Annotated in this window: 24 protein-coding genes; 18 read left to right on the top strand and 6 right to left on the bottom strand. The window is 70.3% G+C overall.

Annotated elements, in window-relative coordinates:
* Positions 1-44: 44 nt before the first annotated feature.
* The 11 genes from E4P38_RS22845 (at position 45) to E4P38_RS07515 (ending at position 7,922) form a co-directional block, all read left to right on the top strand.
* Positions 45-221, top strand: coding sequence for a hypothetical protein (locus tag E4P38_RS22845; RefSeq protein WP_167760480.1), 177 nt, complete (start codon positions 45-47; stop codon positions 219-221).
* Between the two features lies 1 nt (position 222).
* The gene (locus E4P38_RS07475) at positions 223-675 is read left to right on the top strand and encodes a hypothetical protein (protein ID WP_135131127.1); all 453 of its coding nucleotides are present in this window, start codon (positions 223-225) and stop codon (positions 673-675) included.
* Between the two features lie 273 nt (positions 676-948).
* Positions 949-1,116: a hypothetical protein gene (locus E4P38_RS22850; RefSeq protein WP_167760481.1), complete on the top strand. Its 168-nt coding sequence runs from the start codon at positions 949-951 to the stop codon at positions 1,114-1,116.
* Positions 1,113-3,047 (top strand): bifunctional DNA primase/polymerase, encoded by a 1,935-nt coding sequence (locus tag E4P38_RS07480; RefSeq protein ID WP_167760482.1) that lies wholly within the window; start codon positions 1,113-1,115, stop codon positions 3,045-3,047. Before E4P38_RS22850 ends, E4P38_RS07480 begins: the two co-directional genes overlap by 4 nt.
* Before the next feature lie 177 nt (positions 3,048-3,224).
* Entirely contained in the window at positions 3,225-3,932 is a 708-nt protein-coding gene (locus E4P38_RS07485) for an HGGxSTG domain-containing protein (protein ID WP_135131129.1), read from the top strand.
* A 246-nt stretch (positions 3,933-4,178) separates the two neighbouring features.
* A complete protein-coding gene (locus E4P38_RS07490; RefSeq protein ID WP_135131130.1) occupies positions 4,179-4,649 on the top strand; it encodes a hypothetical protein in 471 nt (156 codons plus the stop codon).
* Between the two features lie 31 nt (positions 4,650-4,680).
* Entirely contained in the window at positions 4,681-4,953 is a 273-nt protein-coding gene (locus E4P38_RS07495; RefSeq protein ID WP_135131131.1) for a hypothetical protein, read from the top strand.
* A 31-nt stretch (positions 4,954-4,984) separates the two neighbouring features.
* Entirely contained in the window at positions 4,985-5,326 is a 342-nt protein-coding gene (locus E4P38_RS07500; protein ID WP_135131132.1) for a zinc ribbon domain-containing protein, read from the top strand.
* On the top strand, positions 5,323-5,997 hold the full coding sequence (locus tag E4P38_RS07505) for a recombinase family protein (RefSeq protein WP_135131133.1): 675 nt from the start codon (positions 5,323-5,325) through the stop codon (positions 5,995-5,997). Before E4P38_RS07500 ends, E4P38_RS07505 begins: the two co-directional genes overlap by 4 nt.
* Positions 5,994-7,220 carry a site-specific integrase gene (locus tag E4P38_RS07510; protein WP_135131134.1) on the top strand — a complete coding sequence of 409 codons (1,227 nt, stop codon included), beginning with the start codon at positions 5,994-5,996 and terminating at the stop codon, positions 7,218-7,220. The genes E4P38_RS07505 and E4P38_RS07510 overlap by 4 nt, the downstream gene beginning before the upstream one ends.
* A 108-nt stretch (positions 7,221-7,328) precedes the next feature.
* Positions 7,329-7,922 carry a hypothetical protein gene (locus E4P38_RS07515; RefSeq protein WP_135131135.1) on the top strand — a complete coding sequence of 198 codons (594 nt, stop codon included), beginning with the start codon at positions 7,329-7,331 and terminating at the stop codon, positions 7,920-7,922.
* A gap of 264 nt (positions 7,923-8,186) precedes the next feature.
* Here E4P38_RS07515 and E4P38_RS07520 read toward each other — a convergent pair whose 3' ends face one another.
* Positions 8,187-9,752 (bottom strand): DNA methyltransferase, encoded by a 1,566-nt coding sequence (locus E4P38_RS07520; RefSeq protein WP_135131136.1) that lies wholly within the window; start codon positions 9,750-9,752, stop codon positions 8,187-8,189.
* Positions 9,753-9,848: 96 nt separating this feature from the next.
* Here E4P38_RS07520 and E4P38_RS07525 point away from each other — a divergent pair, with 96 nt between their 5' ends.
* From E4P38_RS07525 to E4P38_RS07555, 7 genes are all read left to right on the top strand, one after another.
* Positions 9,849-10,133, top strand: coding sequence for a hypothetical protein (locus E4P38_RS07525; RefSeq protein WP_135131137.1), 285 nt, complete (start codon positions 9,849-9,851; stop codon positions 10,131-10,133).
* A 59-nt stretch (positions 10,134-10,192) separates the two neighbouring features.
* Complete coding sequence (locus E4P38_RS07530) at positions 10,193-10,495, top strand: WhiB family transcriptional regulator (RefSeq protein ID WP_135131201.1); 303 nt, start codon at positions 10,193-10,195, stop codon at positions 10,493-10,495.
* Between the two features lie 81 nt (positions 10,496-10,576).
* A complete protein-coding gene (locus E4P38_RS07535) occupies positions 10,577-11,128 on the top strand; it encodes a GIY-YIG nuclease family protein (protein ID WP_135131138.1) in 552 nt (183 codons plus the stop codon).
* A 373-nt stretch (positions 11,129-11,501) separates the two neighbouring features.
* A complete protein-coding gene (locus E4P38_RS07540) occupies positions 11,502-14,597 on the top strand; it encodes a patatin-like protein (RefSeq protein ID WP_167760483.1) in 3,096 nt (1,031 codons plus the stop codon).
* A gap of 62 nt (positions 14,598-14,659) precedes the next feature.
* Entirely contained in the window at positions 14,660-15,217 is a 558-nt protein-coding gene (locus tag E4P38_RS07545; RefSeq protein ID WP_135131140.1) for a cysteine hydrolase family protein, read from the top strand.
* Positions 15,218-15,977: 760 nt separating this feature from the next.
* Positions 15,978-16,457 (top strand): ATP-binding protein, encoded by a 480-nt coding sequence (locus E4P38_RS07550; protein ID WP_135131141.1) that lies wholly within the window; start codon positions 15,978-15,980, stop codon positions 16,455-16,457.
* A gap of 202 nt (positions 16,458-16,659) precedes the next feature.
* A complete protein-coding gene (locus E4P38_RS07555) occupies positions 16,660-17,571 on the top strand; it encodes a hypothetical protein (protein ID WP_135131142.1) in 912 nt (303 codons plus the stop codon).
* A 94-nt stretch (positions 17,572-17,665) separates the two neighbouring features.
* On the opposite strand, the gene E4P38_RS07560 is transcribed toward E4P38_RS07555, so the two are convergent.
* The 5 genes from E4P38_RS07560 to E4P38_RS07580 form a co-directional block, all read right to left on the bottom strand.
* A complete protein-coding gene (locus E4P38_RS07560) occupies positions 17,666-19,801 on the bottom strand; it encodes a hypothetical protein (RefSeq protein WP_135131143.1) in 2,136 nt (711 codons plus the stop codon).
* A 213-nt stretch (positions 19,802-20,014) separates the two neighbouring features.
* Entirely contained in the window at positions 20,015-21,232 is a 1,218-nt protein-coding gene (locus E4P38_RS07565) for a low temperature requirement protein A (protein ID WP_209308986.1), read from the bottom strand.
* Positions 21,233-21,261: 29 nt separating this feature from the next.
* Entirely contained in the window at positions 21,262-23,355 is a 2,094-nt protein-coding gene (locus tag E4P38_RS07570; protein ID WP_135131144.1) for a molybdopterin cofactor-binding domain-containing protein, read from the bottom strand.
* Positions 23,352-23,813: a (2Fe-2S)-binding protein gene (locus E4P38_RS07575; RefSeq protein ID WP_209308987.1), complete on the bottom strand. Its 462-nt coding sequence runs from the start codon at positions 23,811-23,813 to the stop codon at positions 23,352-23,354. Before E4P38_RS07575 ends, E4P38_RS07570 begins: the two co-directional genes overlap by 4 nt.
* Positions 23,810-25,135: a dihydrolipoamide acetyltransferase family protein gene (locus E4P38_RS07580; protein ID WP_135131145.1), complete on the bottom strand. Its 1,326-nt coding sequence runs from the start codon at positions 25,133-25,135 to the stop codon at positions 23,810-23,812. Before E4P38_RS07580 ends, E4P38_RS07575 begins: the two co-directional genes overlap by 4 nt.

A 25,135-nucleotide genomic window follows, 5' to 3' on the forward strand; every position in this document is an offset into this window, starting at 1 on the left:
ATGGTGCTGAAGACCATCCGCGAAGAGAACAGGGAGATTGTCCGATGAGTTACACGCCGAACCTTCGAGCACTGGAGACGGCTATCGGCCACTTGCGCGAAGGACTGACCGCCGTCGACGACGACGTGTTGGTGCTGCGGGACCGCGAGAAGCGCCTGGCCGCCATGGAAGCCGAAGACGACGGCGACCTGGCCGCGCAGTACGGATTGGAGGCGAACTGACGTGGGCGTCTTGGACGTGGGCGTGTCCCGCACCCCAGCTCAGGCGCGGGCCGCACTTCAGGAGCTGAACGCTCCGAACCCGGTCGTGTTCGAGCAGGTCAAGAAGGAAGTGGAACGCCGCATCGGGGAGTTGACCGGCCCTGTCGTGCAGGGCGCTCAGGACAGCCTCGCCGCGATGAACGAGGAAGCAGCCGAGCTGATCCAGGCGGCTGCCGAACACGACGAGGCGCTGGAAGCTCTGCGCCGCCGGATCAAGCGCCGCGAGATCACTGCGAAGGACGCCCGCAAGGAGCGCGACCGCATCCGTCGCGAGGAGATGAAGCTCAGCCAGCTTCTGGACTCCATCACGGCTGCGCACGAGCGCGAGGTCTATGTGCGTGACCACCCGGAGGACGTGCTCAACGTTCTCTACGAGCGGTATCCGGCACTTCCCCGGCCGCAGTTCCCGATCTGACCCAGATAGTCGAAAGAGCCGGGGCGGCAGCAGTTGCTCGACACGGCTTCTGCTACCCCGGCTCTTTCGGCCAACACATCCACCAAGGAGGCCCGAATGGGCACTACCACACTAACCCAGGCACGCACCCTGCGGTCATCCGGTTCCCCGCTGAGTGGTCGAGAAATTTTGATGCTCCGTGGATCACACGAGGTCGCTCTAGCGCCGAATGGAACGCCGTCGACCGTTAGTGATCTGGTTGAGCGGTGGCTCGAAATAAGTCACGATCCGACAATGCCGATTGACGTTCTCCGCAGAGAACTGCGGCTGGCCCTGTACGGCGAGGCGCCGGACTTCCGAACTGAGTGCGCGTGGCAGCGGCTTGCCGACCAAGACCTCGCGGACGCCGTGAGCGACGACGTGGTGCGGCTCGTCCGCCGCAGCAGCCGGGGTCGTCGGTGACGACATTCCGACACAACGGAGGCGGGCTCGCCGATCCGAAGGCGGTCGCTGCCCAGGGGTGGGCCCGCAAGGGCTGGCCGGTGTTCCCGCTCGACGGCAAGCATCCCCTCGTGAAGTGGCAGGACGCGGCCACCACGGACCCGGCCCGCGTTCGAGCGCTCTGGCGGAAGCATCCCGGCGCCAACGTCGGTGTCGTGACGGGGGTTCGCTCGGGCGTGTTCGTCCTCGACGTGGACGGCGATGAAGGGCGCGCCAGTCTGGCGAGCCTGGAACGCCAGCACGGCCGAATTCCGAAGACGTACCGGGTGCGCAGTGGCCGGGGCGAGCACATCTACTTCCGCGCCGTCGAGGGGTTGCGCAACCGGGCAGCCGTGCGGACGGGGCTGGATGTTCGCGGCGAAGGCGGTCTCGTCGTCGCGGCTGGTTCGGTGCATGCCAGTGGCAGCACCTACGACGCCGTGGACGAGTGCGCGTCGGTGACCACCGCCCCTGAGTGGCTGCTGGCTGCCCTGGCGAGCCCCAACGGCGGGGCAACGGCCACCACCCGGTCTGTTGGGGTGCCGGTGGCCGACTACGTGGCTGGTGCCGTCGCCGCCGAGGTAGAGACGCTGGCGACTACCCGAGCCGGCGGACGCAACGACCAGCTGAATCGAAGCGCCTGCGCTCTCGGGCACTACGTCGGCAGCGGCCAGGCCGACGAGGCCGAGGTCTTCGACGCGCTGTTGGGCGCCGCGCTGGACATCGACCTGCCGGAAGCGGAGGCCCGCGCCACGATCCGCAGCGGGCTGAACGCGGGCAAGGCCGAACCGGTGCGCCTCGTCAGCGCGGCGAAGAGGAAGCCAGGCGACGACGAAGACGTCGACGACGTGCTGGCCCTGGTCCGGGCCACCTTCCTCTCCAACCAGGCTGATGAGTCCGACCATCTCGACGGGCTGATGGACGACGACCAGCTCGCCAGCCTGCCGCCGGTCGAGTGGGTCATCGACGGCTGGGTTCCCCGTGGGGCGTACTCGGTTCTGTACGGGCCGCCCGGCGCCGGGAAGACCATCGCGCTGACCGGTATGGGCCTGGCGGTGCGTCGCGGCACACGCTGGCAGAACGGCGCCCGCAACACGACGCAGACCGGCGTTCTCTTCTACCAAGGCGAGGGCTTGCGGAAGGTCAAGGACCACGTCGACGCCTGGAAGCTGCGTTACCCCAGCGACCGGCACATGGCCCCGGTCCGCTATCGGGACAAGACCTTCGACGTCACCACCGAGAGTGGCGTAGCGGCTGTCATCCGCACGGTGCAGAAGCTCGAAGCCGACACCGGCGAACCGGTGGGCATGGTGATTATCGACCCGCTGGTGGAGTTCATGACCGGCGAAGAGAACGGCGAAGGGATGTTGCTCGCCGCCCGAGGGCTACGGGCGCTGGCACAAATTCTCGACTGCGCCGTGGTGGTCGGGCACCACACCAACGCCAACGAGAGCCGAGAGCGCGGTGCGGCCTTCCTCCGGATGGGCGCCGGACTGTTCATGCGGCTCAGTGAAACGGATGAAGGCGGCACCGGTCGCGGCCTGGTTCAGGACAAGAACCGGTTCGAGGAAAGGCAGGCCATCGAGCTGGACATGGTTCGCACGGGGCCGTCCGTCGTTCTCGAATGGCAGGGCGTCGTGAGCGCCCGAGAGTTCGCGGCCGAGCAGAAGTCGAAGGCCGTCGAGAAGGCCGCGGAGAAGAAGGTGGAGCAGAAGCGGGCGGGCAATGACCAGCTTCGGCGCAGGGTTCTCTCCTATTTGCGCGAGCACCCTCGCGCCTCGAAGAACACGGTGGCCGCTGGCATCGGCGGTAATCGGAGCGAAGTGCTCTTCATGCTCGATTTGCTGACGGAGGAGGGAGTCGTCATTCGAGAACAGGGAGCCGGAAAAGCACAGTTCCACTCGCTGGCTTGACGCGCAGAAGGGCAGTGGTACCGGTGGTACCGGACCAGTACCGGTACCGGTGCGCGGTGGGCGGTACTGGTACCAGTTCCGGCCCCCCTACGGGGTGGCCGGGAACCGGTGACCAGCTACCACCACTCCCACTAGGCGGCCTGGAACCACTCAATGCAAGAGAAGGAGGAACACAGGATGAGCAAGAAGAAGAGGCGGGTTCGAACTGACGACCCGGTGAAGTGCATCGCGCACTCGTCGCGGACGGGCAATCCATGCAAGAACCCACCCATGCAAGGCGGGAACGTCTGCCGGATGCACGGTGGGGCCGCCGCCCAGGTGCGTCGTCGGGCGGCTGAGCGCATCGCCCTGGCCAGTGATCCAGCCGCCGCGAAGCTGATCGCCTTCATGAATGACGAGAGCGTTCCGCACAACGTTCGACTCGCGGCCGCGAAGGATCTTCTCGACCGAGCGCAGGTCTCCGGCAAGACGACCGTTGAGATCGAGGTGCCCGCGTGGCAGCAGATCCTCGAAGGGGTGGTTGCAAGCGTCGAGCCCGGCGTGCAGATGCGCCCGTTCGCGGAAGCGCAGGGCGCCCCGGACCCGCTGGTGGTCGCGGCGGAACGTGTCGAAGCGGAGCGCGAACTGGCCCGCTACCAGGCCGAGCCCCACGACGCCGACTGGTCGGACGCCTTCGCCTACGGCTCCGAACCGCCCCGGCCCGCCCCGGTGCAGGAGCCGGCGACGCCTATGAGGAACGGAGCCGACCGACCGCCGCCCGAGCACCCGCTGCCGGAACGGCGCCGCATCGAGCCGGACGACCCTGACTACTGGGCCGTGCCCCGGACCTACCGGCCCACCCCACGACAGCCCAGCAAGGGCCGCATCGCCGGGCGCCGCCGCTGACGCCGACGCCAGCGCCCTGGGCGCCGACGTGCGCCGATGGACTGGTGCCGGTCGGGTGCTGGCACACCCTCCCCAAGGACGCCGCCTGGCGGGCCGCCAGCGGTCGCCGGCGACGCCGAACGGGACGTATCGGCGTCGCGGCCGGGTCCACAGAGAGTGGAGGTCAGAAAGTCCTGAACTTTCGGGGCCGGGTTCTGTGAGCTGAGTGGGTCCGCACCACACGAGTCACCGCCCAGGAGGCACCCCGTGACCAGCACCAAGACCACCACCACCCCGGCCACCGTCGACACCGAGGAGTCGGCCACTCGCGTCGGCCCCATGCACCAGGCGTTCGCCGACTTCCTGAACGGTCAGCACGGCGCAAACGGCATCACCGCCGAGCAGGTGTTCCTCGTGACCAGCAAGCGCAAGGCGTTCCGCAGCACCGACACGTACCGGGTCGAGGTGAAGGCCGCACAGGAGCAGGCCAAGGCCGCCGACCTGGCCGCCAAGGAGCAGCGGGCGCAGGAGCGGGCCGCCGACCGCCAGCGCAAGGCGGAGGAGAAGGCGGCAGCCGCTGCGGCGGCCAAGGCCAAGGCCGATGCGGAGAAGGTGGCTGCCAAGGCTCCCGAGCCCGCCCCGGTCGAGAAGAAGGCCCCGGCTGCCAAGGCTCCGGCCGCGAAGCCCGCGCCGAAGAAGGCCGCCGCCGCCAAGGCGAACCCTGCCAAGACCGCCTGACAGACCCGGCTACGAGCCCCAGGAGGCCACCATGATCGAGATCGTTGGGCTGTACAGCCTCACGGAGACGCCAACCGGCAAGCCGGTGGAGGAGTTGTTGGCCGCGTTCGCTGCGGCTGGCATCTCTGCCACGCAAGAGGGCGCCGGAACGAGCGTCGGCAGTGGCGAGCGGGACGTGGAGGTGTGGGCCGACTGCACCGAAGCCCGCGCGTGGGAGGTCATCGAGCCGCTGCGGTACGCCAAGGCATGGGACATCGAAGGCGAGATGCCCGAGGGCTACCAGCCCGGTGACAAGCGTGTGTGAGCCCACGCCACCCGGCCCACCCGGTGCCGACGTGCCCGCCACCATCCCGACCCAGACCGACCAGAACGGCCCGGCCGGTGCCCAGGAGGGCACCGGCCTTCGGGCTGACGCACAGCGCCGACCGTGGCGCGCCCTGCTGGCCTGCGGTCACCGCGTCGAAGTGGTGCAGGTGTCCCCCGGCCCCGCCGAGCCACCCACGACCGTCGAGTGCCCGCGCTGCGGTGCGCGGCAGGCGGTCGACGTCTACCCGCTGACCGCACTCAGCGACCCGGAGAACGTGGGTTGGCTGCCAGTGGAGGACGGCGAGGACGACGCCTCCACGCAGTGGCACCCGTGCGAGGTCGAGCTGTGGGAGGGGGAGTACGACCGATGAACGTCGTCGCGTACCTGCGGGTCAGCACCGACGAACAGGTGCAGAGCGGGCTCGGTCTGGAAGCGCAGCGGGCGGCCGTCGAGCAGGAGGCCGCTCGGCGCGGCTGGTCGGTCGTGTGGGAGGTCGACGAAGGGGTCAGCGGCAAGCTGCGCAACCGCCCCGCACTCGACCGCGCCCTGGGATGGCTGAGAGCCGGCGAGGCGCAGGCGCTCGTCGTGGCGAAGATGGACCGCCTCGGCCGCAGCGTCATCCAAGCCAGCGACGTGCTCGAGACGGCCCGCCGCCAGAAGTGGGACCTCATCGTCCTCGACCTGGGCATGGACCTGACCACCCCGCACGGCAAGGCGATGGCGCAGATGCTCGCGGTCTTCGCCGAGCTGGAACGCGAGATGATCAGCGCCCGGACGAAGGCCGCTCTCGGAGCTGCCAAGGCGCGAGGCACCCGCCTGGGTCGCCCACGCCAAATCGACCCGGCGCTGCTGACTCGCATCGTCGCCATGCACGCGGCCGGGTCGAGCCACCGCTGCATCGCCGCCGCTCTCACGGCTGAGCGCGTCCCCACGCCCACCGGCCGCGCGCGGTGGAACCCCGGCAGCATCGGCGGCTATCTCACCAGCGCCGCCCTGGACCCCGTCGAACCCACCCTTTCGGCATCGGAGGCCGTCGCATGAGCACCCGCATCCCCACCCGCACGCCCGGCGTCTACAAGATCCACCGGGGCAAGGGCACTGTCTACGTGGCCCGCTGGCGCGAGGTTGACCCGACGACCGGCAAGGCCCGCGTCCGCGACAAGACCTTCCTGAGCGAGACCGCCGCCCGGCAGTACCGGGCGAGAGTGGAGCACACCCAGGCGACCGGGACCTACGTCGACCCGCAGGCCGGGAAGGTCACCTTCGCGGACGTCGCGGACCAGTGGCTCGCCACCGCATCGACCAGCGACATTCGACCGCAGACGCTAGAGAAGTACCGACGGAACCTCGCGAACTACGCGCTACCCGCGTTCGGCCGTCGCCGGCTCGACAGCATCACGAGCCGGGACGTCGAGCTGTGGCTTCGCGGACTGCGCACCACCCACGGCCAACCGCTGATGCCTGCGACCGTTCGACGGGCGTACTTTCCGCTGCAAGCGACCTTCCGCTACGCCCGGCAGCACAACGTCATCGCGATCAACCCGTGCGAGGGCCAGACCGTGAAGGTGCCCAAGGCGTTGCCCACCGGCCGGGAAGAGGTCGAAGGGCACTTCCTCAGCCTGACGCAAGTCGCCGCCCTGGCGAGCAAGTGCGCCGAGACAGATCCGGTCGACGGGCTCCTCGTCCGATTCGCTGGGGGCGTAGGGCTGCGGGCGAGCGAAATCGCTGGGCTGCGGGTGCGGGACCTGCGACTGGCTCGCCGAGAGGTGCACGTCGAGCGAACTGCGAAGAACGTGCCCGGTACCGGCTGGGTCTTCGAGGAACCGAAGTCTAAGAAGAGCCGGCGACGGGTGCCCATCCTCGATGACGAGCTGCTGCACGACCTGGGTCTCTACCTGGCAGGCCACCCACGGCGCGACGAACTGGATGCGCCCTTCTGGCCGGGGCGGGGCCGCACCGGGCCGGACTATGGCCAGACGGGTGCCGACCACCTGTGGAATCAGCAGGCGTTCTACCGCAACGTCTACCGCCCGGCCGTGGCCGCCGTGGGGTTGCCCGCCGACCCGCACACCGGGGTCCGCTTCCACGATCTGCGACACACCTGCGGCAGCCAGTGGCTCGCGGACGGACACGAGATGTTCTCGGTGTCTCGCTGGCTCGGGCACAGCAGCGTCGCCTTCACCGCCGACGTCTACGGCCACGTCGCCAAGGAGCCGGACTACACCGCCGCCATCGAACGTACGCGGCTAGCGCGAGGACTGTAGCTGCACGCGACCCCTGCTACGTGGATGCGTAGTCACGTCGTGTTTGACAGCACGTAGTACGTAGTGCATTCTCGACCCGTCGCAACACTTCGACGAGTGGAGACGCCAGTGAGCGAGGCCATCGGTAGCGGAACGGGAGCTGGACTGCTCGCTTTCCTGGACTGGACCATCGAGAAGAACGAGCTGAACAAGGCGACGGCGTCAGCCCTGAAGACAGGCGTCAGGAACGTGCTGTCCGTAGAGGACGATGCCGACGGGGTTGACCTCCGCTCCCTCGATGAAGGAGCGATGGAGAACTTCCTTCTGCGCTTCACGAACAAGACGCGCGGCCAGTTCAAGGACAAGAGCCAGGAGGTCTACCGCCAGCGATTCCGCCAGTCGGTGGCCATGTACTTGACCTGGCTGGACGGCGGAGATTGGCGACCCGCGCGTCTGCGGCCAACCGCAAGCGGAAACGGGAACGGCACGGCGCAGCGGCGCCCCACGAAACCCTCAGCGACGCCTCCGGTGGCGCCCGCCGTAGAGCCGGCTGAAGCCCCGCGCTCGACGACGCCCATCGTGGGCCTGATCGAGTACCCCTTCCCGCTACGGCCTGGGCTACGCGCACGGCTGATGCTCCCCGAAGACCTCTCTGCGGCAGAAGCGGGTCGTATCGCCGCCTTCGTTCGGACGCTGGCATTCGAGGACACAACCGAGGATTGATGTGCTGAGGGGGCGCGGGGTTTCGAGATGAGCCATTGGCTGCTGCTAGTTCCTGCAGTGCTCCCCGTATGCGCCCTCATCCGCTGGCTCGCCGTATTGCGCTTCGGCCGTTGGCTGGTCCGAGAGACCGGTGACCCCGCCGCGCTTGGCCATGCCGCAGCCCTCGCGGACGCCATGCGGGGTCGTAGGTCCTTGCCTCCCACGGATACGTCCACGGAGCGCAGTTAGACCAGCGGAGTCAATGCCCTGGATTCGGCTCCGTCCTCAGGCGTCGAACAGCGCTCCCTGATGTTCGGAGATGTGCTTCCGCTGAGCCTGGATGTACGGCAGCATCGTCGGCGGCATCATCGGGCGCTTACCCGCGAGAAGCTCGTCGACGGTGATGATCTGAATCCTCGGAAACGCCTGCGGGTAGTTCGGGTGGTGGTACACACCGGCATGATTTGCCTCATCGACCATGCCGCGCGTGGGCGGTGCATTGGTGATGAGAACGCCCATCTCGGCCTTCTGCGTGGTCACCGTGCCGCCTAGATCTCGAACCATCGACGGGTTGAGCTGCTTGCCGCCCTTGACGGAGATCAGCACCCTGCCGAAGTTGGCGCGCCCGAGAGGGAAGCGCGCCACTCCGTCGATGCCCTTGTCTCCGACCTGCTTCTGATTCGGCTGACCGCTGATTAGAGAGACGGCCCAACGCTCGAAGTCGAACGGAGAATGGGAGAACAGCGCGAGCGCAGCGGCCTTGTCTCGCGGGATACCGAGAACGTCGTATGTCTGCTTGATCGACGGGGTGTAAGTGTGCTCTAGGCGTTTTTCGATGAGATCCACGGCCAGATACGTAATGTCGACGCCGATCCATCGGCGCTTCAGCTTGATAGCCGCGTCGATCGTCGTACCGCACCCGCAAAACGGGTCGAGAACGACGTCACCTTCGTTGCTGCTTGCAGCAAGGATGCGCTCCAGCAGCGCGACCGGCTTCTGCGTGGGGTACCCGAGACGCTCCTTGGCCACAGGGTTCAGCATGTTGATGTCCGTCCAGACATCATCGATCTGCGAGGTACCGGGGCTCTCGGCTAGGTATTGCTTGTAGCTGTACCCGGCACCAGCCCTCTTGGGCTCGATCAGTCGGTTGTCGTCCCGCAATCGCTCTAGGGTCTCTTGGCTGTAGGTCTTGAGGCTCGTCTTTCGATATGGGCCTCGCCCGTCGTTGTCATCCCACTTGAAGCGAGCCAGGTACTCGTTCGAGTAGGCAGTCGACGGCGAATGCCAAGTCCAGGTCTCGCCTTTGCTGTAGAAGAGGATGACATCGTGGCTCTTAGGGAGCTGCTGTGCCCGCGATTTGCTGCTGCCCTTGAAGGGTGTGCGACGCCACGTAATCTCGTTCCGAAAGCTAGTTGCGCCGAAGATCGCGTCGAGCAAGATCTTCAAGTAGTGGCTCATCGTCGGGTCGCAGTGCAGGTAGAGCGACCCGGTGTCCTTGAGGACGCGATGCAGCTCCACCAAGCGCGGGGCCATGTTGACGAGGTAGGCCATTGCATCGTTCTCGCCGAGCAATGTGCGGAAGGCTGTCAGCGCGTCTGCGACGGGCTGCGGAAGTTCGCCCGTCACGTAGTCCGAATACTGCTGATCCGTTACTGGTGTCCATCGCCAGGTGTCATCGAACGCCTGAATCTGTGCGCGCTCATCGTTGGCCGCCGTCTCATGGCGCGCGAAGATGACGTTGAAGCTGCGATTCGAGTTGAACGGCGGGTCCAGGTAGACCAAGTCGACGCTCTCCGCAGGGATGCGCTGCCGCAGAACTTCGAGGTTGTCCCCGTAGAAGAGTCGGTCCACGTGTCGAAGCTACCGAGTGCGTGAGACAGATTCTGCACAGACACCCGGCTGGGCTCTGCACCGTGGTCAGTACCGACCACGGAAGGGGGTTGGCGCATGCGACGGCGCCGGGCAACTACGCACCTGATCAGGTCGCAGCTCACCGACGAGAACGGGCAGCCGGTCACCTTCGCCACTCCTGGCGCGCCCACCTTGGACGAACGACGCCGCTACGCGCTGGCGGTGCAGCGGGCGACCACCCCGACACCGCTGACCCCCGAACAGCAAGCGGAGGTCGACGCGATCCATCGGCGCAACCTCGAACTCTTCCCGCATCGCTACAACGCCGATGACTATCGACCCCGACCCCGCCGCGAGCCGTTCCCTCACCTGCTCTCGTGAAGGCTGTCACCAAAGAGCTGCAACGCCTGCGTCGGCGACCGCAGCCGTGGATTCCTCGGATGCCCTGGTCCGCCCGCGCCGCCTGTAAGGGCCACGACCCCGAGGACTGGATGGACGGCCGACCCGGTCTGCCGACCGCTGCCGCTAGGGCCGTCTGTGCGGCCTGCCCCGTCCGCGCAGCCTGCCTCGCCCACGCCCTGGTCTACGACGAGCCCTGGGGCATGTGGGGCGGGCTAAGCACTCGGGAGCGCATCGCCGGCCGACTGGGGCTGCCAGCGCAGGACCACGGGGGCGAGCGCCCGTACATCGGAGCGAACGGCCCCCGGAAGACCAAGCCGCCGCCCACTCAGCGGGTCAGCTAGGTCGACACAAGCCAGGTGCCCCTGGGGAGAGACCTGGCGGCTCATCCCAGGGGCACCCTTCTATCTGCGAAGCTACTCGGCGTGACGGAGGCACCGACGGTCGCGAAGAACCTGTGCGGGTCGCCGGCGACCGCCGAGGAAGCGGTTGAACAGGCACCGCGTGAATCCGGTCTCTACGCCTGGTGGGCTCCCCCTGGGCTGCTACCGCGAGTGTCCGGCCCCGCACATCCGAGCGCCGACGGACTGGAACTGCTCTACATCGGCTTGGCTCAGAACTTGCGCGCCAGGGTGGTCGGCAACCACTTCCGAGGTCCAACCGGCTCGTCCACGTTGCGCCGCGCCTTGGTGGCGCTGCTGATGACCTCCGAGAGCTACACCACCCGATGGACCCGGACCCGTGTCGTCCCGGTCGACGCGGACGAGGCGCGGTTGTCCGAATGGATGCGCGAGCACCTGCGGGTGACGTGGGCTCCGCATCCGGAGCCACAGACGGTGGAGAGCGCGGTTATCAAGGCACTCGGGCCGCCACTCAACCAGCGGGACAACAAGGCGCATCCGCTGTACGAGACGATCAGCGCAGCGCGTGCCGCCTATCGGGCGTCAGCCGGTCCTCGTCCGCAACCCACGGAGTAGGTGTCCGCCACCGCTTCTAACCCAACGTTTGACCCAACTGAGCCCCCGCGATCAGGGGTGATCAGGGGCTCCCTGGTGAGCATCGAGCCGATGCCGTTTCCGCAGGTGAAGGGCCGAATCCCCAGGCAAGCGGCGTGCGCCGCCAGCCGCCTGAGCGCCCTCATAATCCCTGGGTCGTGGGTTCGAGCCCCACCCGCCCCACCGCGCATGTTGTTGTGTCGGCTGTGGGGCGAACCGTGGCCCATCGCGGCGGACCTACCGCGGGAGGTGTCGACGGCGCTAACGTGCGCCACCTCTTCGGCGCATGTCACGGGGGACCCATGTCTCGTTCGTGCCGCACATCGGACGTCGAACGCGCGGGGACGGTGCCGCCGTGACAGGCCTGGTCGGCTGGCTGGAGACCCCTGTCGGTGGACAGCAGAAGGCGCCCGCGACCCAGGAGATCCGCCTCGCCGTCGTCCTCAACGGCGGCGTGAGCCTCGCCGTCTGGATCAGCGGCGTGACGCACGAGCTGAACCGCCTGGTGCAGGCGAGCCGGCGCCGCGGCACGCCCGGCGCGCCGCCGGACGCCTACGCCGACCTGCTCGGCGTGCTGGAGGCCGACGCCCGCATCGACGTCATCGCCGGCACCAGCGCCGGGGGCATCAACGGCGGCTTCCTGGCGCTCGGCCTCGTGCACGGCTGCGACCTCACCGAGCTCCGCACGCTCTGGCAGGACGCGGGGTCGCTGAGCACGCTGCTGCGCCACCCCCGGCAGAAGGACCAGCCGTCGCTGCTGCGCGGGACGTACTTCCACGAGTCGCTGAAGAAGGCCTACGCCGAGGTCTGGCCGAAACGACCGGGGATCGCGGCCGCTCCGGACGAGGACGTCGACCTGTTCCTCACCGGCACGCTGTGGGAAGGCCGGCAGAGCTTCTTCGCCGACGACATGGGGCGGCGCATCACCGAGATCGACTACGACGCCACCTTCCACTTCACCTCCGATGCCGAGACGTTCGACGGCGCCGCACCCGGTTCCGGCCGCGGTGACCTGCGCAGCGAGGGCGTGACCGAGCAGCTGGCGGTGGCCTCGCGGTGCACTGCGTCCTTCCCCGCGGCATTCGAGCCGTTCATGGTCACGGTGGATGACCCCCTCCAGGTGGTCGACGGCCGGTGGAACTCCGCGGCAGGGCGGGCCAACTTCCAGCGCTCGCAGTACGTCATCGACGGCGGCATCCTGCGCAACAAACCGATCCGGCCGGCGATCGACGCCGTCTACAAACAGCCGGCGGACCAGCAGGTGCGGCGGATCCTCGCCTACGTCGTCCCGGATCCCGGGGAAGCCGCGACCGGTCCGGGAGAGACCAGGGTGACCGAGCTCCCGGACGCGGCCGGTGTCCTGCTCGGCGTGATGACCCGCCTGCGGTCCACCGACTCGGTCGCGGAGGAACTGGGTGAGATCGAGCAGCGCAACCAGCTGACGGCCCACCGACGGCGCGCCCGCGACCGGCTCGCCCAGACCCTGGTCGAGGCCGCGGCCGCTCCGCTGTCCCCCGGCGCGGTCGACCTGGTGCAGTCGGCCTATCCCGGGTACCTGGAGGTCCGGCGCGCCGACACCGCGCAGTCGGTGGCGCGACGGCTGCTCGCCGCTCCCCAGGAGTACCCGTGGAGCCACCGGGAGGTCGCCTCGGAGCTGCGCGACCTCGCCGGCGACAACGCCGCCGAGGACGACGACTTCCCGTTCATCCCGCAGCGGAACCTGGCCGCGGCGCTGGACGCCGGACCGCAGGAATGGAGGTGGGGTCAGGCGACCGTCCGGCGGCTCGGTGACGTCGTCCTCGACGTCCTGAAGCGCGCGGTCTGGCTGGCCCCGCTCACCGACGACGACCGGGCGAGGATCGTCGGCCACCGGGAACGTGCTCACGAGATCATTCGCGCCGTTCGGCGGGAGCGGGCCAGGCTCGACGCCTACTGGCGGGATGCGCGGCTGCCGGAACGCAGGGACCGGCTGACGGCCAGCCGCGACGAACTCGACCTGCTCCGGGCGACGCTGCAGAAGCTCACCACCGAGTGGGGCCGGACCGGTCAGCAGACGGGCATGGCCACCCGCCTCTACGAGCTGGCGCTCGAGCTCGCGGGCTGCCTGCGGACCGCAGGGGCTTCGTTGCGCAGCATCAGCACCGGCGAGACCGCGCCCGTGGACCGGGACGGCACGGAACAGAAACGACTCCAGTCGCTGGTCGCCCTCCTCGTTCCCTCCGAGGACACCATGGCGGACGACGTCCTGCGCAACATGCTCCGGCTGGAGGTCGTGCACGTCGCGTTCACCGGCGTGACCGACCTGCCCGAGCAGGGCGTCGAGCTGGTGCAGGTGAGCGCGCTCCGGGACGACCTGGTCACGGGCGTCCAGTTGCACCACTTCGGGGCGTTCTACCGGGAGTCCTGGCGGGCCAACGACTGGCTGCGCGGCCGCGTCGACGGCTGCGAGCAGCTCGTGCAGATGCTCCTGGCCCCCGAACGGCTCCGGCAGCTCGGCCGGACGGTGGCCGAGACGCAACAGCTCCTGCGCGCCGTCGCCGCGGGGCCGACCGGGACCACCCGGCACACCGAACTGGCCGCCGCCTGGGACGGGCAGGCATCCCGCCTGACCGCGGAGCTGCGGGTCCTGGAGGGGAACGGCCCGCTCCCCCGCACGTTCCCGGTGACCGCGCGCCTGATCGCCGATCGGCTCCGGACGGATTTCCTGTCGGAGGAGCTCGAGTCCCTGGCCACCGTCGTCGCCGACGAACCCGATCCGGTGACGCTGGCCGTCCAGTGGGCCGGACCCGTGAAGGCCCGCCTCCTCGGTCACAAGGACGGCGGAACGCAGGCCGGTCCTGCCGAGCTCGACGCATTCCTGACCGGAGCCGAGGTGGTCGGGAGCCAGACCATCACCGCGGAGGCCGAACGCGGCTCGGACACGTTCGCCCGGACGGTGACCCACGCGACCGCCACGCTCTCCGCTGCAGCCTCCTCGGTGCAGAAGCCGCGGGCCGCCGTCGCCCTGCTCAAGGTCCTGCGGGGCTACGCACTCCTGCTCTGGGTGCTCGTGAACTACCTCGTCGAGAGAAGCCACCTCGGCCGGAACCTGACCAGCCTGGTCGTGGGGGTCGGCGGCGCCCTCGTCGCGCTGGCGTTGGTGGTTCCGGGCGTGCCGATGGCGGTGCCCCTGACCGGCGTCGTCCTGATCCTGGCAACGGCCGGCGCCGCCGCCCTCCGGCAGAAGGGGTTCATCGCCCGGCCGTTCGGCTGGCGCGTGATCCTCGCGGGCGCGGTCGCGTTCCTGGCTCTGGTGGCGATCGTGATCCAGACCGCCAGGGAGAACGAGCAGAGCATCTGGGAGCAGTTGCTCGACACGCTGCTGCCGCTCGCCCTCGTCCTGGTCGTGCTCGGCGTCGGCTGGTTCCTCGGCCGGCCCGACAAGGAGGAGCCCGCACGGACCCGCAGATGAATGTCGGTGGCTCCCCCTAGCGTGGTCCTCCAGTAAACAGCCCACGAGCAGGGGACATCGTCATGACCACGTTGCCCGACCGGCCGAACTCCGCCCTCGTGGTGATCGACGTGCAGAACGGCAACACCGCCCAGGCGCACGAGCGCGACGAGGTGGTCGCCAACATCGGCACGCTCGTCGACCGGGCCCGGAGCGAAGGCGTGCCCGTCGTGTGGGTCCAGCACTCCGACGAGGAGAACCTGGTGAAGGGCAGCGACGCCTGGCAGTACGTGCCGGAGCTGGTGCGTCAGGAGCCCGAACCGGTGGTGCACAAGTCGTTCGGCGACGCCTTCGAGGACACCGACCTGGAGGGCGTGCTCGCGGACGCGGGGGTCGGGCGCCTGGTCGTGACCGGCGCGTCCACGGACGCATGCATCCGGAGCACCATCCACGGCGCGTTCACCCGTGGCTACGACGTCACGCTCGTCGCCGACGCGCACACCACGGAGGACCTGAGCGAGTGGGGTGCCCCACCGCCGGGCCAGGTCATCGCACACACGAACCTCTACTGGCAGTACCACGCCGCACCGGGCCGCACCGCCGGCGTCTCGGACACCCAGGACGTGTCGTTCGGCAGCTGACGCCGTGGCGTGACCTCAGCCCCCGCTCATCGGGAATCAGGCGGCTCGGCCCCGGACCCGTCTCGCACCGGGATGAACACCAGGGCCCCGCCGGGGTCACGGGCGGGGAGGCCGGTGCGGGGATGACGCACGAGTCGGTAGCGACGCGTGCCTGTCGGCACCGGAAACTCCAGGTACTGCGGAGGCTGCTCGCCATGGACGGCGCACTCCCGGTGGTGGGCCTCCCCTCCGTAGCCCCGCGCCCGCTGGGCCCTGGGTTGCGGCAACGGCGATCCCACGGGGTCGGGGCGCGGCGACGCGTGCACCTCGGCCACCTCCTGACGCGGCCGGATCATCGCCATCGCGTCTGGCCGGCCACCGTTCATCGACGGATGGTTCTCAGCCATGATCGGTCCTGGGAATGTGGTTCGCCGGGTCCCGGGCGAGGAAACGCGCCCACTCCATGAGCGACGAAACCAGCCTATCCGGGGGCCATTCGGCGCACCAGACGGCCGGTAACGGCGGTCCACCACACCATCGGCATGCCCGTCGCCTGCTCGAGGAGGATCCGGCTGTCCAGCGCGCCCCGACGCTGTTCGGCAAGTACGTCACGCGCCCCGGATCTGGCGTTCCTGGTGATGCTCGGGGCACGGGCCGGACGTGCCACCCCGCCCACCCCACCCTTGATCTCCTCGACGGGTGGCCGATGTGCTGCTGTGTGACGATGGCCGTCGGCGGAACGACCGCTTCCGTTCCCGCGGAGGCCGCGGAGGTGAGCGACATGACGCCCACCGCGTCCCCGAACCCGGACCGTGGGCGTCCCCGGGCCCTGAGCTGGGCCGCGTCGGCCACGCCGGCGGTGACCGCCGACGGCCGGCGCTGGCAGCTCTCCGGCCACCTCCAGCTGTCGGCGATGCGCCGGGATGCCCGCGGGCTGCTCGGGAGCAGCGTCGGTCCGGGCCCGTGGAACGACGCGCAGGACGAAGCGATCGAGCGAGCGGTCCTGGCGCTGGACGAGCTCGCCTCCAACGCATTGCGCCACGGCCGGTCGCCGATCTCCGCAGAGTTGTTCGATCGCGGCGAGACGTGGCTGATCGTCGTCACCGACGGCGCGACCGCGGAGTTGCCTGTGCCGGCCGTGGGCCGCCCCGGCGACCTCGGCGGCTTCGGCCTCTACGTCGTGGCCGATCTCGCCGTCGCGCACGGCATCGACGTCCGGGGGGACCACAAGTGCGTCTGGGCCGAACTCCCGAAGGGCTGACCTCACCCCCCTGAGCACAGCCTGCCGGCCGAGGGCCGGCGACGACTGCGAGTAACCGGCTGGTCAGGAATCGGGGAGTGCGCGCCGCACGGCGCCTCTCTGGACCGACGAACCTGCCCGCCGAGGGCCGGGTCGGTGGCACGCGCGTCTCCTGCCCCCGCAGGATGGAGCCACTCCCGTTCCGGAAGAGGCACGAGGCTTCGTGACCAGATACAGCGCGCTCCACCGCTCCTCCTCCGCTGCCTTGGTGCTCGGCGCCGGCGCGACCGCGCTGACGCTCGCCTCGCTGCTCGCCATCGCGCAGACCACCGTCGTGGGGACGGCGAACGCGGGAGGCGCACTGTCGGCCGCGAGGGAGTCCTCCCCCCTCGGGGCGCTCGACTTCGATCTCGTCGGCGGACCGCTGGAGATGCCCGCCATCGGCGTCGTCGCTCCCGGCTTCGACGACTGGTACACGACCGGCCCCGGGCTGGCGCTGTCCTCGGCGGCGCCTCCGTCACGGCTCCTCAGCAGCGTCGTCGGGTCCCTCGGCGCGGTGGTTCCGGCCCCGGCCACGGCCACGGTCGACGCGCCCGTCCTCCCCTCGCCCGACCCGGGGCCGGTGGACCCCGGCCCTCAGGTCCCCGCCCCGAGCGCTCCGGCGGTGGCCCCGGCCCCGGCCCCGAGCACCCCGACCGCGACGCCGCCGGCCGACCAGTCTCCCGATCCGGCGGTCCTAACGCCGACGCCCGCCGAGCCCGCTCCGACGGTTCCCTCGGAGACCCCGCCGGTCACCTGTGAGCCCGAAGCGCCACCACCTGCCGACGGGACGACGACGCCGGAAGATCCGACTGCGCCCGTGGATGCCGCCGACCCGGCGGCACCGGTCGATCCCGCGGCACCCGACGTGACGCCGTGCCCGCCCGACCCCTGCACACCGGCGGGGACGCCGTCCGGTGACGGCACCCCGCCCCCGACCGACGGCACCACCCCGCCGGCCGTCACCACCCCGCCCGAGGAGACCGCGACGGAAGGCGCCGGCGCCGAGGACGGGACCACGCCCACGACCTGCGTCCCCGACCCGGCGGAACCGACCGACCCGGCCACGGAGACCCCGGTCGCCGTGGAGCCGTGACGCGCCCCGAGTCCCGACGCCGGCGCGCGCTGACCCGGAGACCACCGTGGGGGCCGGATCGACTCGATCAGGCCCCCACGACGTTCCGCTGGCGCTACTTGTTCCGCTTGACCACCGAGTAGTCGTACGTGGCATCGAGGACGGCGATGTCACCGGTGGGCAGGTTGGACACCGACACCACGAAGTCCGGCTGGTTGCCGTTCGCGCACTTCGTGTTCAGCGTGGTCGTGCTGAACGAGTCGCCGGTGAACCGGTAGACGAAGTTGCCCGCACCGTCGGTGATCTCCCCCGCGCTGGTGGTGCCCGGCGTGAGGTCGCACGCCGAGATCACCTGCACGGTCCAGTTGTTGTCCTGGACGCCGTCGGTCTCGATCCAGTTGCCCTCCTCCGAGGACAGGGTCGCCGGGGCGCCGTCGACGGTGACGTCGTCGATGAACCAGCCGGTGTCGAGGTAGGCCGCGTCGGTGGAGTAGCGCCACCGGACGTCGGTGGCACCCGCCGGAACGGTGACGGCGTACTGGCGGTACACCGGCTCGTCGACGAAGTACTCCCCGCCGGAGGTGCCGGTGATGCCGTTGCCCTCGGTGTTGCCACCGTGCGGGTCGTCGTCGGAGGACACGACCGTGTTGCTGGCGACGTCGGTCACCGGAACGGTCACCCACTCACCGTCGACGAAGGCCTCGACGAAGCCGTAGTCCCAGCCCTCCTCGATGAAGTGCCAGTTCCAGAAGGCCACGGTCTGCCCGGGGACCACGGGTGTGTCGAGTCCGAGGATCGTGTCCGACTGGCTGGTGTAGCCGCCCCACCAGTGGTTCGGCCCGGTGTGCGGCGCGACCTGGGTGATCGCGTCGCCGGTGAAGTCGATCGCGACCCGCGGGCCGGGGTTGCGGAACTTCTCGTAGGAGACGCCGAACGGCAGTGCGGTGCCGTCGGGGCGGTGGCCCGGACGGTTCCACTTCGAGTCCGGCTGGGAGCCCTTGTAGTCGCCCCGGTCGTCCCAGAACTCGCTGTTGGCGATGTCGACGGTGTAGCCGCCCGACGCCGGGCCGAGGTCGAAGTTCTCCAGGTCCCAGAGCGCCGAGTCCTCGTCGTCGAGGTACATCGTCACCGCCCAGTCCTGGAACAGCGCCGACGCCGAGCGCAGGTCGGGAGCGGCCCCGTTCTGGGTGTTGTACGTGTCGATGGCGTTCTGCACGCCCTCCATGCCGTCGGCCTGCTCCTCGAAGATCCGCTTGATCAGCAGGTCACCCCCGGCGGCGTCGTACTCCTCGTCGGGAACGAGGGTGCCGTCCCCGTTGCCACCGGCCTGCTCCCACAGGTAGGCGAAGAAGCTGAACGAGGCGCCGTAGTTCTCCAGGCCGCCGCCCCAGCGGGTCAGCGACGTCTCGCGGTGGAACACCTGCTGGTAGGTCAGGTGGCTGCCGGTCATGTCGTAGCCGTTGAGGAAGGCCGCGGTGTCGGCCAGGCCCTCGTCCACCCAGGACAGCTCGCCCGGGTCGGAGTAGTTCATCAGCAGGTGCTCGAGCTCGTGGGCGATGACGCCCTCGTACAGCTCGGGACTGTCGTTGGCGGCGTCGCCGTCGCTCCAGGGCGCGCTGCTCGGGTCCGGACCCACGCGGTTGGCCCAGTCGAAGGCGTCGAGCACGATGACGTTCATGCCGACGCTGTCGATGTAGTCGGGGGCGAAGTAGCCGGCGGTGTAGCTCGTGACCGAGCAGTCGTAGTAGTTCTCGTCCTGGACGTTGTAGACCAGGGTGACGAGGGAGTCGCTGGAGGGATCGGCCGGGTTCGCGGCGTCCATCGGCCCGAAGTGCGCCTCGTCGACGTCGACGATCTGGTCGCTCAGCTCGTCGCCGAGATAGTCGATCTGGGCCTGGGTGACGGTGTAGTCGGCGAGGGTGCCCTCGGAGCAGGGGACGAAGTCGTCGTCCGGGTTCGGGTCCCACTGCGGGTCCATGCTGTGGTTCGCACCGTCGTCGTTGGTCGGCACGTAGACGTAGACCGGGGTCCCGTCCGGCGTCGCGCCGGCGTAGGCCTGCCGGAACGGCTGGTAGTACGTCCCGCCGGCCGCGGAGTCGTTGATCGGAACGGTGATGATCAGGTCACCGGCGCTCCCGGGATCTGCCGGGGCATCGGCGGAGTGGTCCGCGAGAGCTGGTGTGGCCAGCCCCGCGACAGCGAGTACGCCGATGGCGGTGCCTGCCACCAGCGAGCGGATGGACGGTCGCATGAACAACCCTTCTCGGGCCCGGCGCCCCGGACCCTTCCGGTGAGGAGGGGCGGCGTCATTGCCGGCCCCGACCCGGCACTGCCGGGTCCACACGCACCGTAAACGAGCGGTTCCGTAATGAACATGGCCGAGAGGAAACTGTTCGGCCGAGCTTCCGGCAGGCCGTAGATCGACCTTCCGACCTGCACTTTCGACGCATCTCTGGTATCCGGATCAGTCCGCGGGCTGTCGCGCGGCGGGCGTCAGGAGGGTCGTCACGATGACCACCGCGACGGTTCCCGCGATCGCCGAGACGACCACGGCGAGCCCCACGAGACCCACCGTGAGAGGCAGCAGCAGCACGACGAGTGCGGCCGTGAGGATCACCACCGGCCGGATGACCGGGCGGGCCACGATCGGGGCGTGGACCGCCCACAGCAGGAGGAGGAAGCCGCCGACCGGTACCGCGACGGCGTAGCCGACGGTGATCGCCGCGACCTCGAGATGGTGCGCGGTCTGCTCGACGGCGACCTCCAGGCCGGCGCCGACAGCGGCCAGCGCCGCGAAGATGCCGTAGTGGCCGTAGCCCCAGACGTAGGACCGGTCGCGGTTGTCGGCCAGGCCGCTCGCGCTCGGCTCGAGGAAGTAGAGCCACCACAGGGCGAAGAGGAGGACCAGCCCTCCGACGGCGATCGTCACGAAGGCGCTGCCGAGACCACCCGCCTCGAAGGCCGCCTGCACCCCGGTCGACGCGGCGAAGACGCTCTCCCCGAGCAGGATGATCGTGAACAGGCCGTACCGCTCCGCGATGTGGTGCGCGTGCCAGCTGGTCGACCTGGTCCGCTCCGCCCACGGCGGCACCGCGAGCTCGAGGACCACCAGGCAGGCGAAGACCGGGATCACCGAGGCCGCGGGGAGCACCCCCGCCTCGGTGAGGCCGAGGCGTAGCAGCCACAGGGCCTGGACGACGGTGATCCCGATCGCGTAGCGGACGGCCGTCACGCGGCCGGCGGGGTGCTCCATGCCGGCCCGCACCCACTGGGCGACCAGGCCGATCCGCATGACGAGATAGCCGAGGGTGACCGCCCGGAAGTCGGAGTTCTCGAACGCTGCCGGCACACCCGCGGCGAGGACGAGGACGCCGGCCATCTGCACCATGGTCAGGAGCCGGTAGGGGACGTCGTCGGTGTCGTAGGACGAGGCGAACCAGGTGAAGTTCATCCAGGCCCACCAGATGGCGAAGAACACCATGAAGAACGGCGCCAGATCGCCGAGTGCGTGCCCCTCGGCGATGCCGTGGGCAAGCTGCACGGTCAGCGACGCGATCGCGACGACGAACGTCAGGTCGAACAGCAGTTCCAGCGGACTCGACACCCGATGCGGCTCGTCGGTCGCGCGCTCGCCCATCCGGACGCGGATGCGGATGCCCGGCGGAGCTGCCTCGTGCGTCACCAGGGCAGCCTAGGGAGCGGCAGGGCTCCTCAGCCCGCGTCCATCGCCGCGACGACGTTCGCGCTGGTCAGCGGCAGGGTGCGGACGCGAAGACCCGTCGCCGCATACAGGGCGTTGCCGATGGCCGCCGCGGTGGGCCCGATGGAGGCCTCGCCCGCGCCCAGCGAGGCCTCGGCCGGCCGGTCGAGCAGGACGACGTCGACGGGCGGCACCTCGCTGAAGGTGAGGATCGGATAGTCCTCCCACGTCCGGCTGGTCACCGTGCGCGCGTCGAAGCGGACCTGTTCCTTCGTCGTCCAGCTGAGCGCTTGCAGCGCCCCGCCCTCGATCTGGTTGACCACCCCGTCGGGGTTCACCACCAGGCCGACGTCGACCGCGATCGTCAGCCGGCGCACACGCACCGACGTCTCCGCCTCGACCTCCGCGACGACGGCGCACCAGGCGCCGCGGTTCTTGTACCGGGCGAGGCCGACACCCAGGCCGACGTCCGGACCCCGGTCGCTCCCCCACCCGGCTCGCTCCGCGGCCGCCGTCAGCACCGCCCGTGCCCGCTCGTCGGACAGCATGCCCAGCCGGTACCCGACCGGGTCCTCCCCGGCGAGGACGGCGAGCTCGTCGACCACTGACTCGATCGCGTAGACGTTGAGGTGCGCGCCGAGGGCCCGCAGCGCCGAGGTCCGCAGCGGCATGGTCTGCAGACGGTGCGTGCGCACCAGCTGTCGGGGCAGGTCGTACAGCGGGACGGCGTTGCGCCCGGATCCTCCGCCGTTCTGCAGCGGCGGGTCCGAGGCGGGCAGGTTCGGCACCGCGGCCTCGACGTGGGTGGCTGCCAGCAGCGGCGCCCCGGGCGGCCCGGGCCGGTGGGAGTGCCCGTTGCTCCACACGTCCTGCTGCCAGCGCTGGACGGCGCCGGCGTCGTCCAGGTGCACCGCGATGTCCACGACCATGGCCGGACCGAGCGGGCCCCAGCTCAGCTCGTCCTCACGCGTCCACACGACCCTCACCGGTCGACCCGGCACTGCCGGGGCGAGCAGCACCGCGTCGTAGGCGGCGTCGTCGGCCGCGTTGTGCCCGTAGCAGCCGGCGCCCTCCACGTGCTGGACGACGACGTCCTCCGGAGCCAGCTCGAGCAGCCGGCAGATCGCCGTCCGCAGCTTGTAGATGCCCTGCGAGTGCGACCACACCGACAGCCGCCCGCCCTCCCAGACGGCGAGACCGCACGACGGTGCGATCGAGGCGTGCGCCAGGTACGGGCGGGCGAACCGCGCGCGCACCGATCGCGCGGCGGAGGCGGCTGCCGTGTCGGTGTCGCTGAGCACCGTCTCCTCGGTGGGCGCGGACACGAGGAAATCGGCGAGAGCATGCTCCGGCGGCAGGGAGTCCTGTTCCTTCCAGGCGCACCCGGCCTGCAGCGCCGCGAGCGCCCGCAGGGCGTTCTCCTCGCGCTCGGCGACGACGCCGAGGAACGAGCCGTCCCGGACGACTGCGACGACGCCCGGCACCCGCTGTGCGGCGCTCTCGTCGACCGAGAGCAGGACGGCGCCCCGCGACGGCGGCCGCACCACCCGCCCGTGGAGCAGCCCGGCCGGCTGGAGGTCGTGGATGAACCGCGGGCGGCCCGCGACCTTGTCCGGTACGTCCAGCCGGAGCGCCGACCGCCCGACGACCGCGTGGTCGCCCGCGCCCTTCGGGGTCGAGCCGGGGACGACGTCCGCATCCAGCGGGACGGTCAGCTCCCAGTAGCTGGTCCGCCGACCGTCCGGCGCGACGAACTCGCCGTCGGCGACGGACAGGCTCCCCGCCGGGACCCGGAGCGCCTCGGCCGCCGCGGCCAGGTGGAGCGCCCGGACCTGGGCGCACACGGCCCGCAGCGCTCCGCCGGAGTGCTGCACGGAGAGGCTGCCCGCGGTGTAGGACTCGTCGGGGCTGGCGTCCGTGGACGCCGCGACCATGGCGACCCGGGCCAGGTCGACGTCGAGCTCGTCGGCCACGATCTGGGCCAGCGCGGTGAGCACGCCCTGCCCGAGTTCGACCTTCCCCGAGCGGACCAGCACCCGCCCGCCGGGCTCGATCGTCAGCCAGCTGTCCAGCCGCGGGTTGTTCTCCAGGCTCGGGCTGCTCATCGCCCGCACGGCCTCGCGCCGAGCACCGCCCGGACGATCCGGTTGTGCGCCCCGCAGCGGCACAGGTTGCCGTCGAGCGCCCGCCGGACGCCGTCGTCGTCGACCTCGGGCTCGCGCTCGAGCAGTGCCGCGGCCGTGACGAGCATCCCGGACGTGCAGTAGCCGCACTGGAGGGCCTGCTCCTCGACGAACGTGCCCTGGAGGGGGTGTCCGCCCAGCCCTTCGACGGTCGTCACCTGCTTGCCGGCCACCGCCCAGACGGGGGTGTCGCACGAGTGCGTGGGGTGGCCGTCGACCAGCACGTTGCACGCGCCGCAGAGGCCGAGCCCGCAGCCGAACTTCGCCCCGACCAGCCCGAGGTCGTTGCGCAGCACGTAGAGGAGCGGGGTGTCCGGATCGCACGCGACCTCGTGCCGGGTGCCGTTGACGACGAGCTCCACCGGGCCGGCGTCCGTCACGACAGGATGCGGACGGGCCGGTCGAGCAGCGACACGAACGCGCTCATCCACCGGGCGGCGACGGCGCCGTCGACGGGCCGGTGGTCGACCGACAGCGTCACGCGGAGCACGGTCGCGGCCTCGACGCGGCCGTCGGTGACCACCGCCTCCTGCTTCGCGGCACCGACGGCCAGGATCGCCGACTGCGGCGGATTGATGATCGCGGCGAACTCCTCGACCCCGTACATCCCGAGGTTCGTGACCGTGACGCTGCCGCCCTCGAGCTCCGACTGCTGCAGTCGGCCCTCCCGCGCGCGGGCCACGAAGTCCTGGGTCGCACGGGCGACGTCGCTGATCGTCCGGCTCTCCACCGACGTCAGCACCGGGGTGACGAGGCCCTTGTCCGTGGCCACGGCGACGGACACGTCCACCCCGGAGAACGAGCGGATCGCCTCGCCGGTCCAGACGACGTTCATCTCCGGCACGAGCTGGTGCGCCCGGGCGACGGCCTTGACGATCAGATCGTTGACCGAGATGCGCACGTCGGCGCCGTCGTTGAGGTCGGCCCGCATCTGCAGCAGGGCATCGACCCGGGCGACCCCGCGCACGTAGAAGTGCGGGGCGGTGGCCTTGCTCTCGGTGAGCCGGGCCGCGACCGCCTTGCGCATCCGGCTCAGCGGCTGGTCGGTGTACCCGGACGGCTCCTGCGTCGAAGGCACCGGGACGGCCGCGCGCGGCTCCGGGGGCGCGACAGCGGTGGGCACCTCGAGCGCCGGGGCCGGAGCACCGAGCAGGGCGGGGCTGGCGTCGTGGACGTCGGCCTCCTCGTGCGCCACCCGCTGGGCGAGCGCCGCCTCGACGTCCCGGCGGACGATCCGGCCACCCGGACCGGTGCCGACCAGGTCGGTCACGAGCAGGCCCGACTCCGCAGCGAGCCGGCGGGCCAGCGGGCTGGCGAACCGGCGGGACCCGCCGTTGGAGGCCGGCGGAGCGGCCTCGGCGGAAGCGGCCTCGGCGGGAGCGGCCACCGGGGCGGGCGCCCCGCCGTTGCCGGAGCTCACCCCGAGTGCGGCGAGCGCGGCGTCGACGTCCTCGACCGTCTCGTCGGGCCGGGCCAGCAGGGCGATCGCGGTGCCCACCTCGACCTCGACGCCTTCGCCCACGAGCGTGCGGAGGATGACGCCGTCGGCTTCGGCCTCGACGTCGACGACGGCCTTGTCGGTCTCGACCGTGGCGATGACGTCGGAGGCGGCGAACCGGGTATTGACGGCGACCGGCCACCCGGCGAGCACCGCCGACGTCGTGGCGGCGGCGATCTCGGGCATGAGCAGCAGCTCGGGCAT

It is taken from the genome of Blastococcus sp. CT_GayMR16, from assembly GCF_004570875.1.
In the GTDB taxonomy this organism is placed as follows: Bacteria; Actinomycetota; Actinomycetes; order Mycobacteriales; family Geodermatophilaceae; genus Blastococcus_B.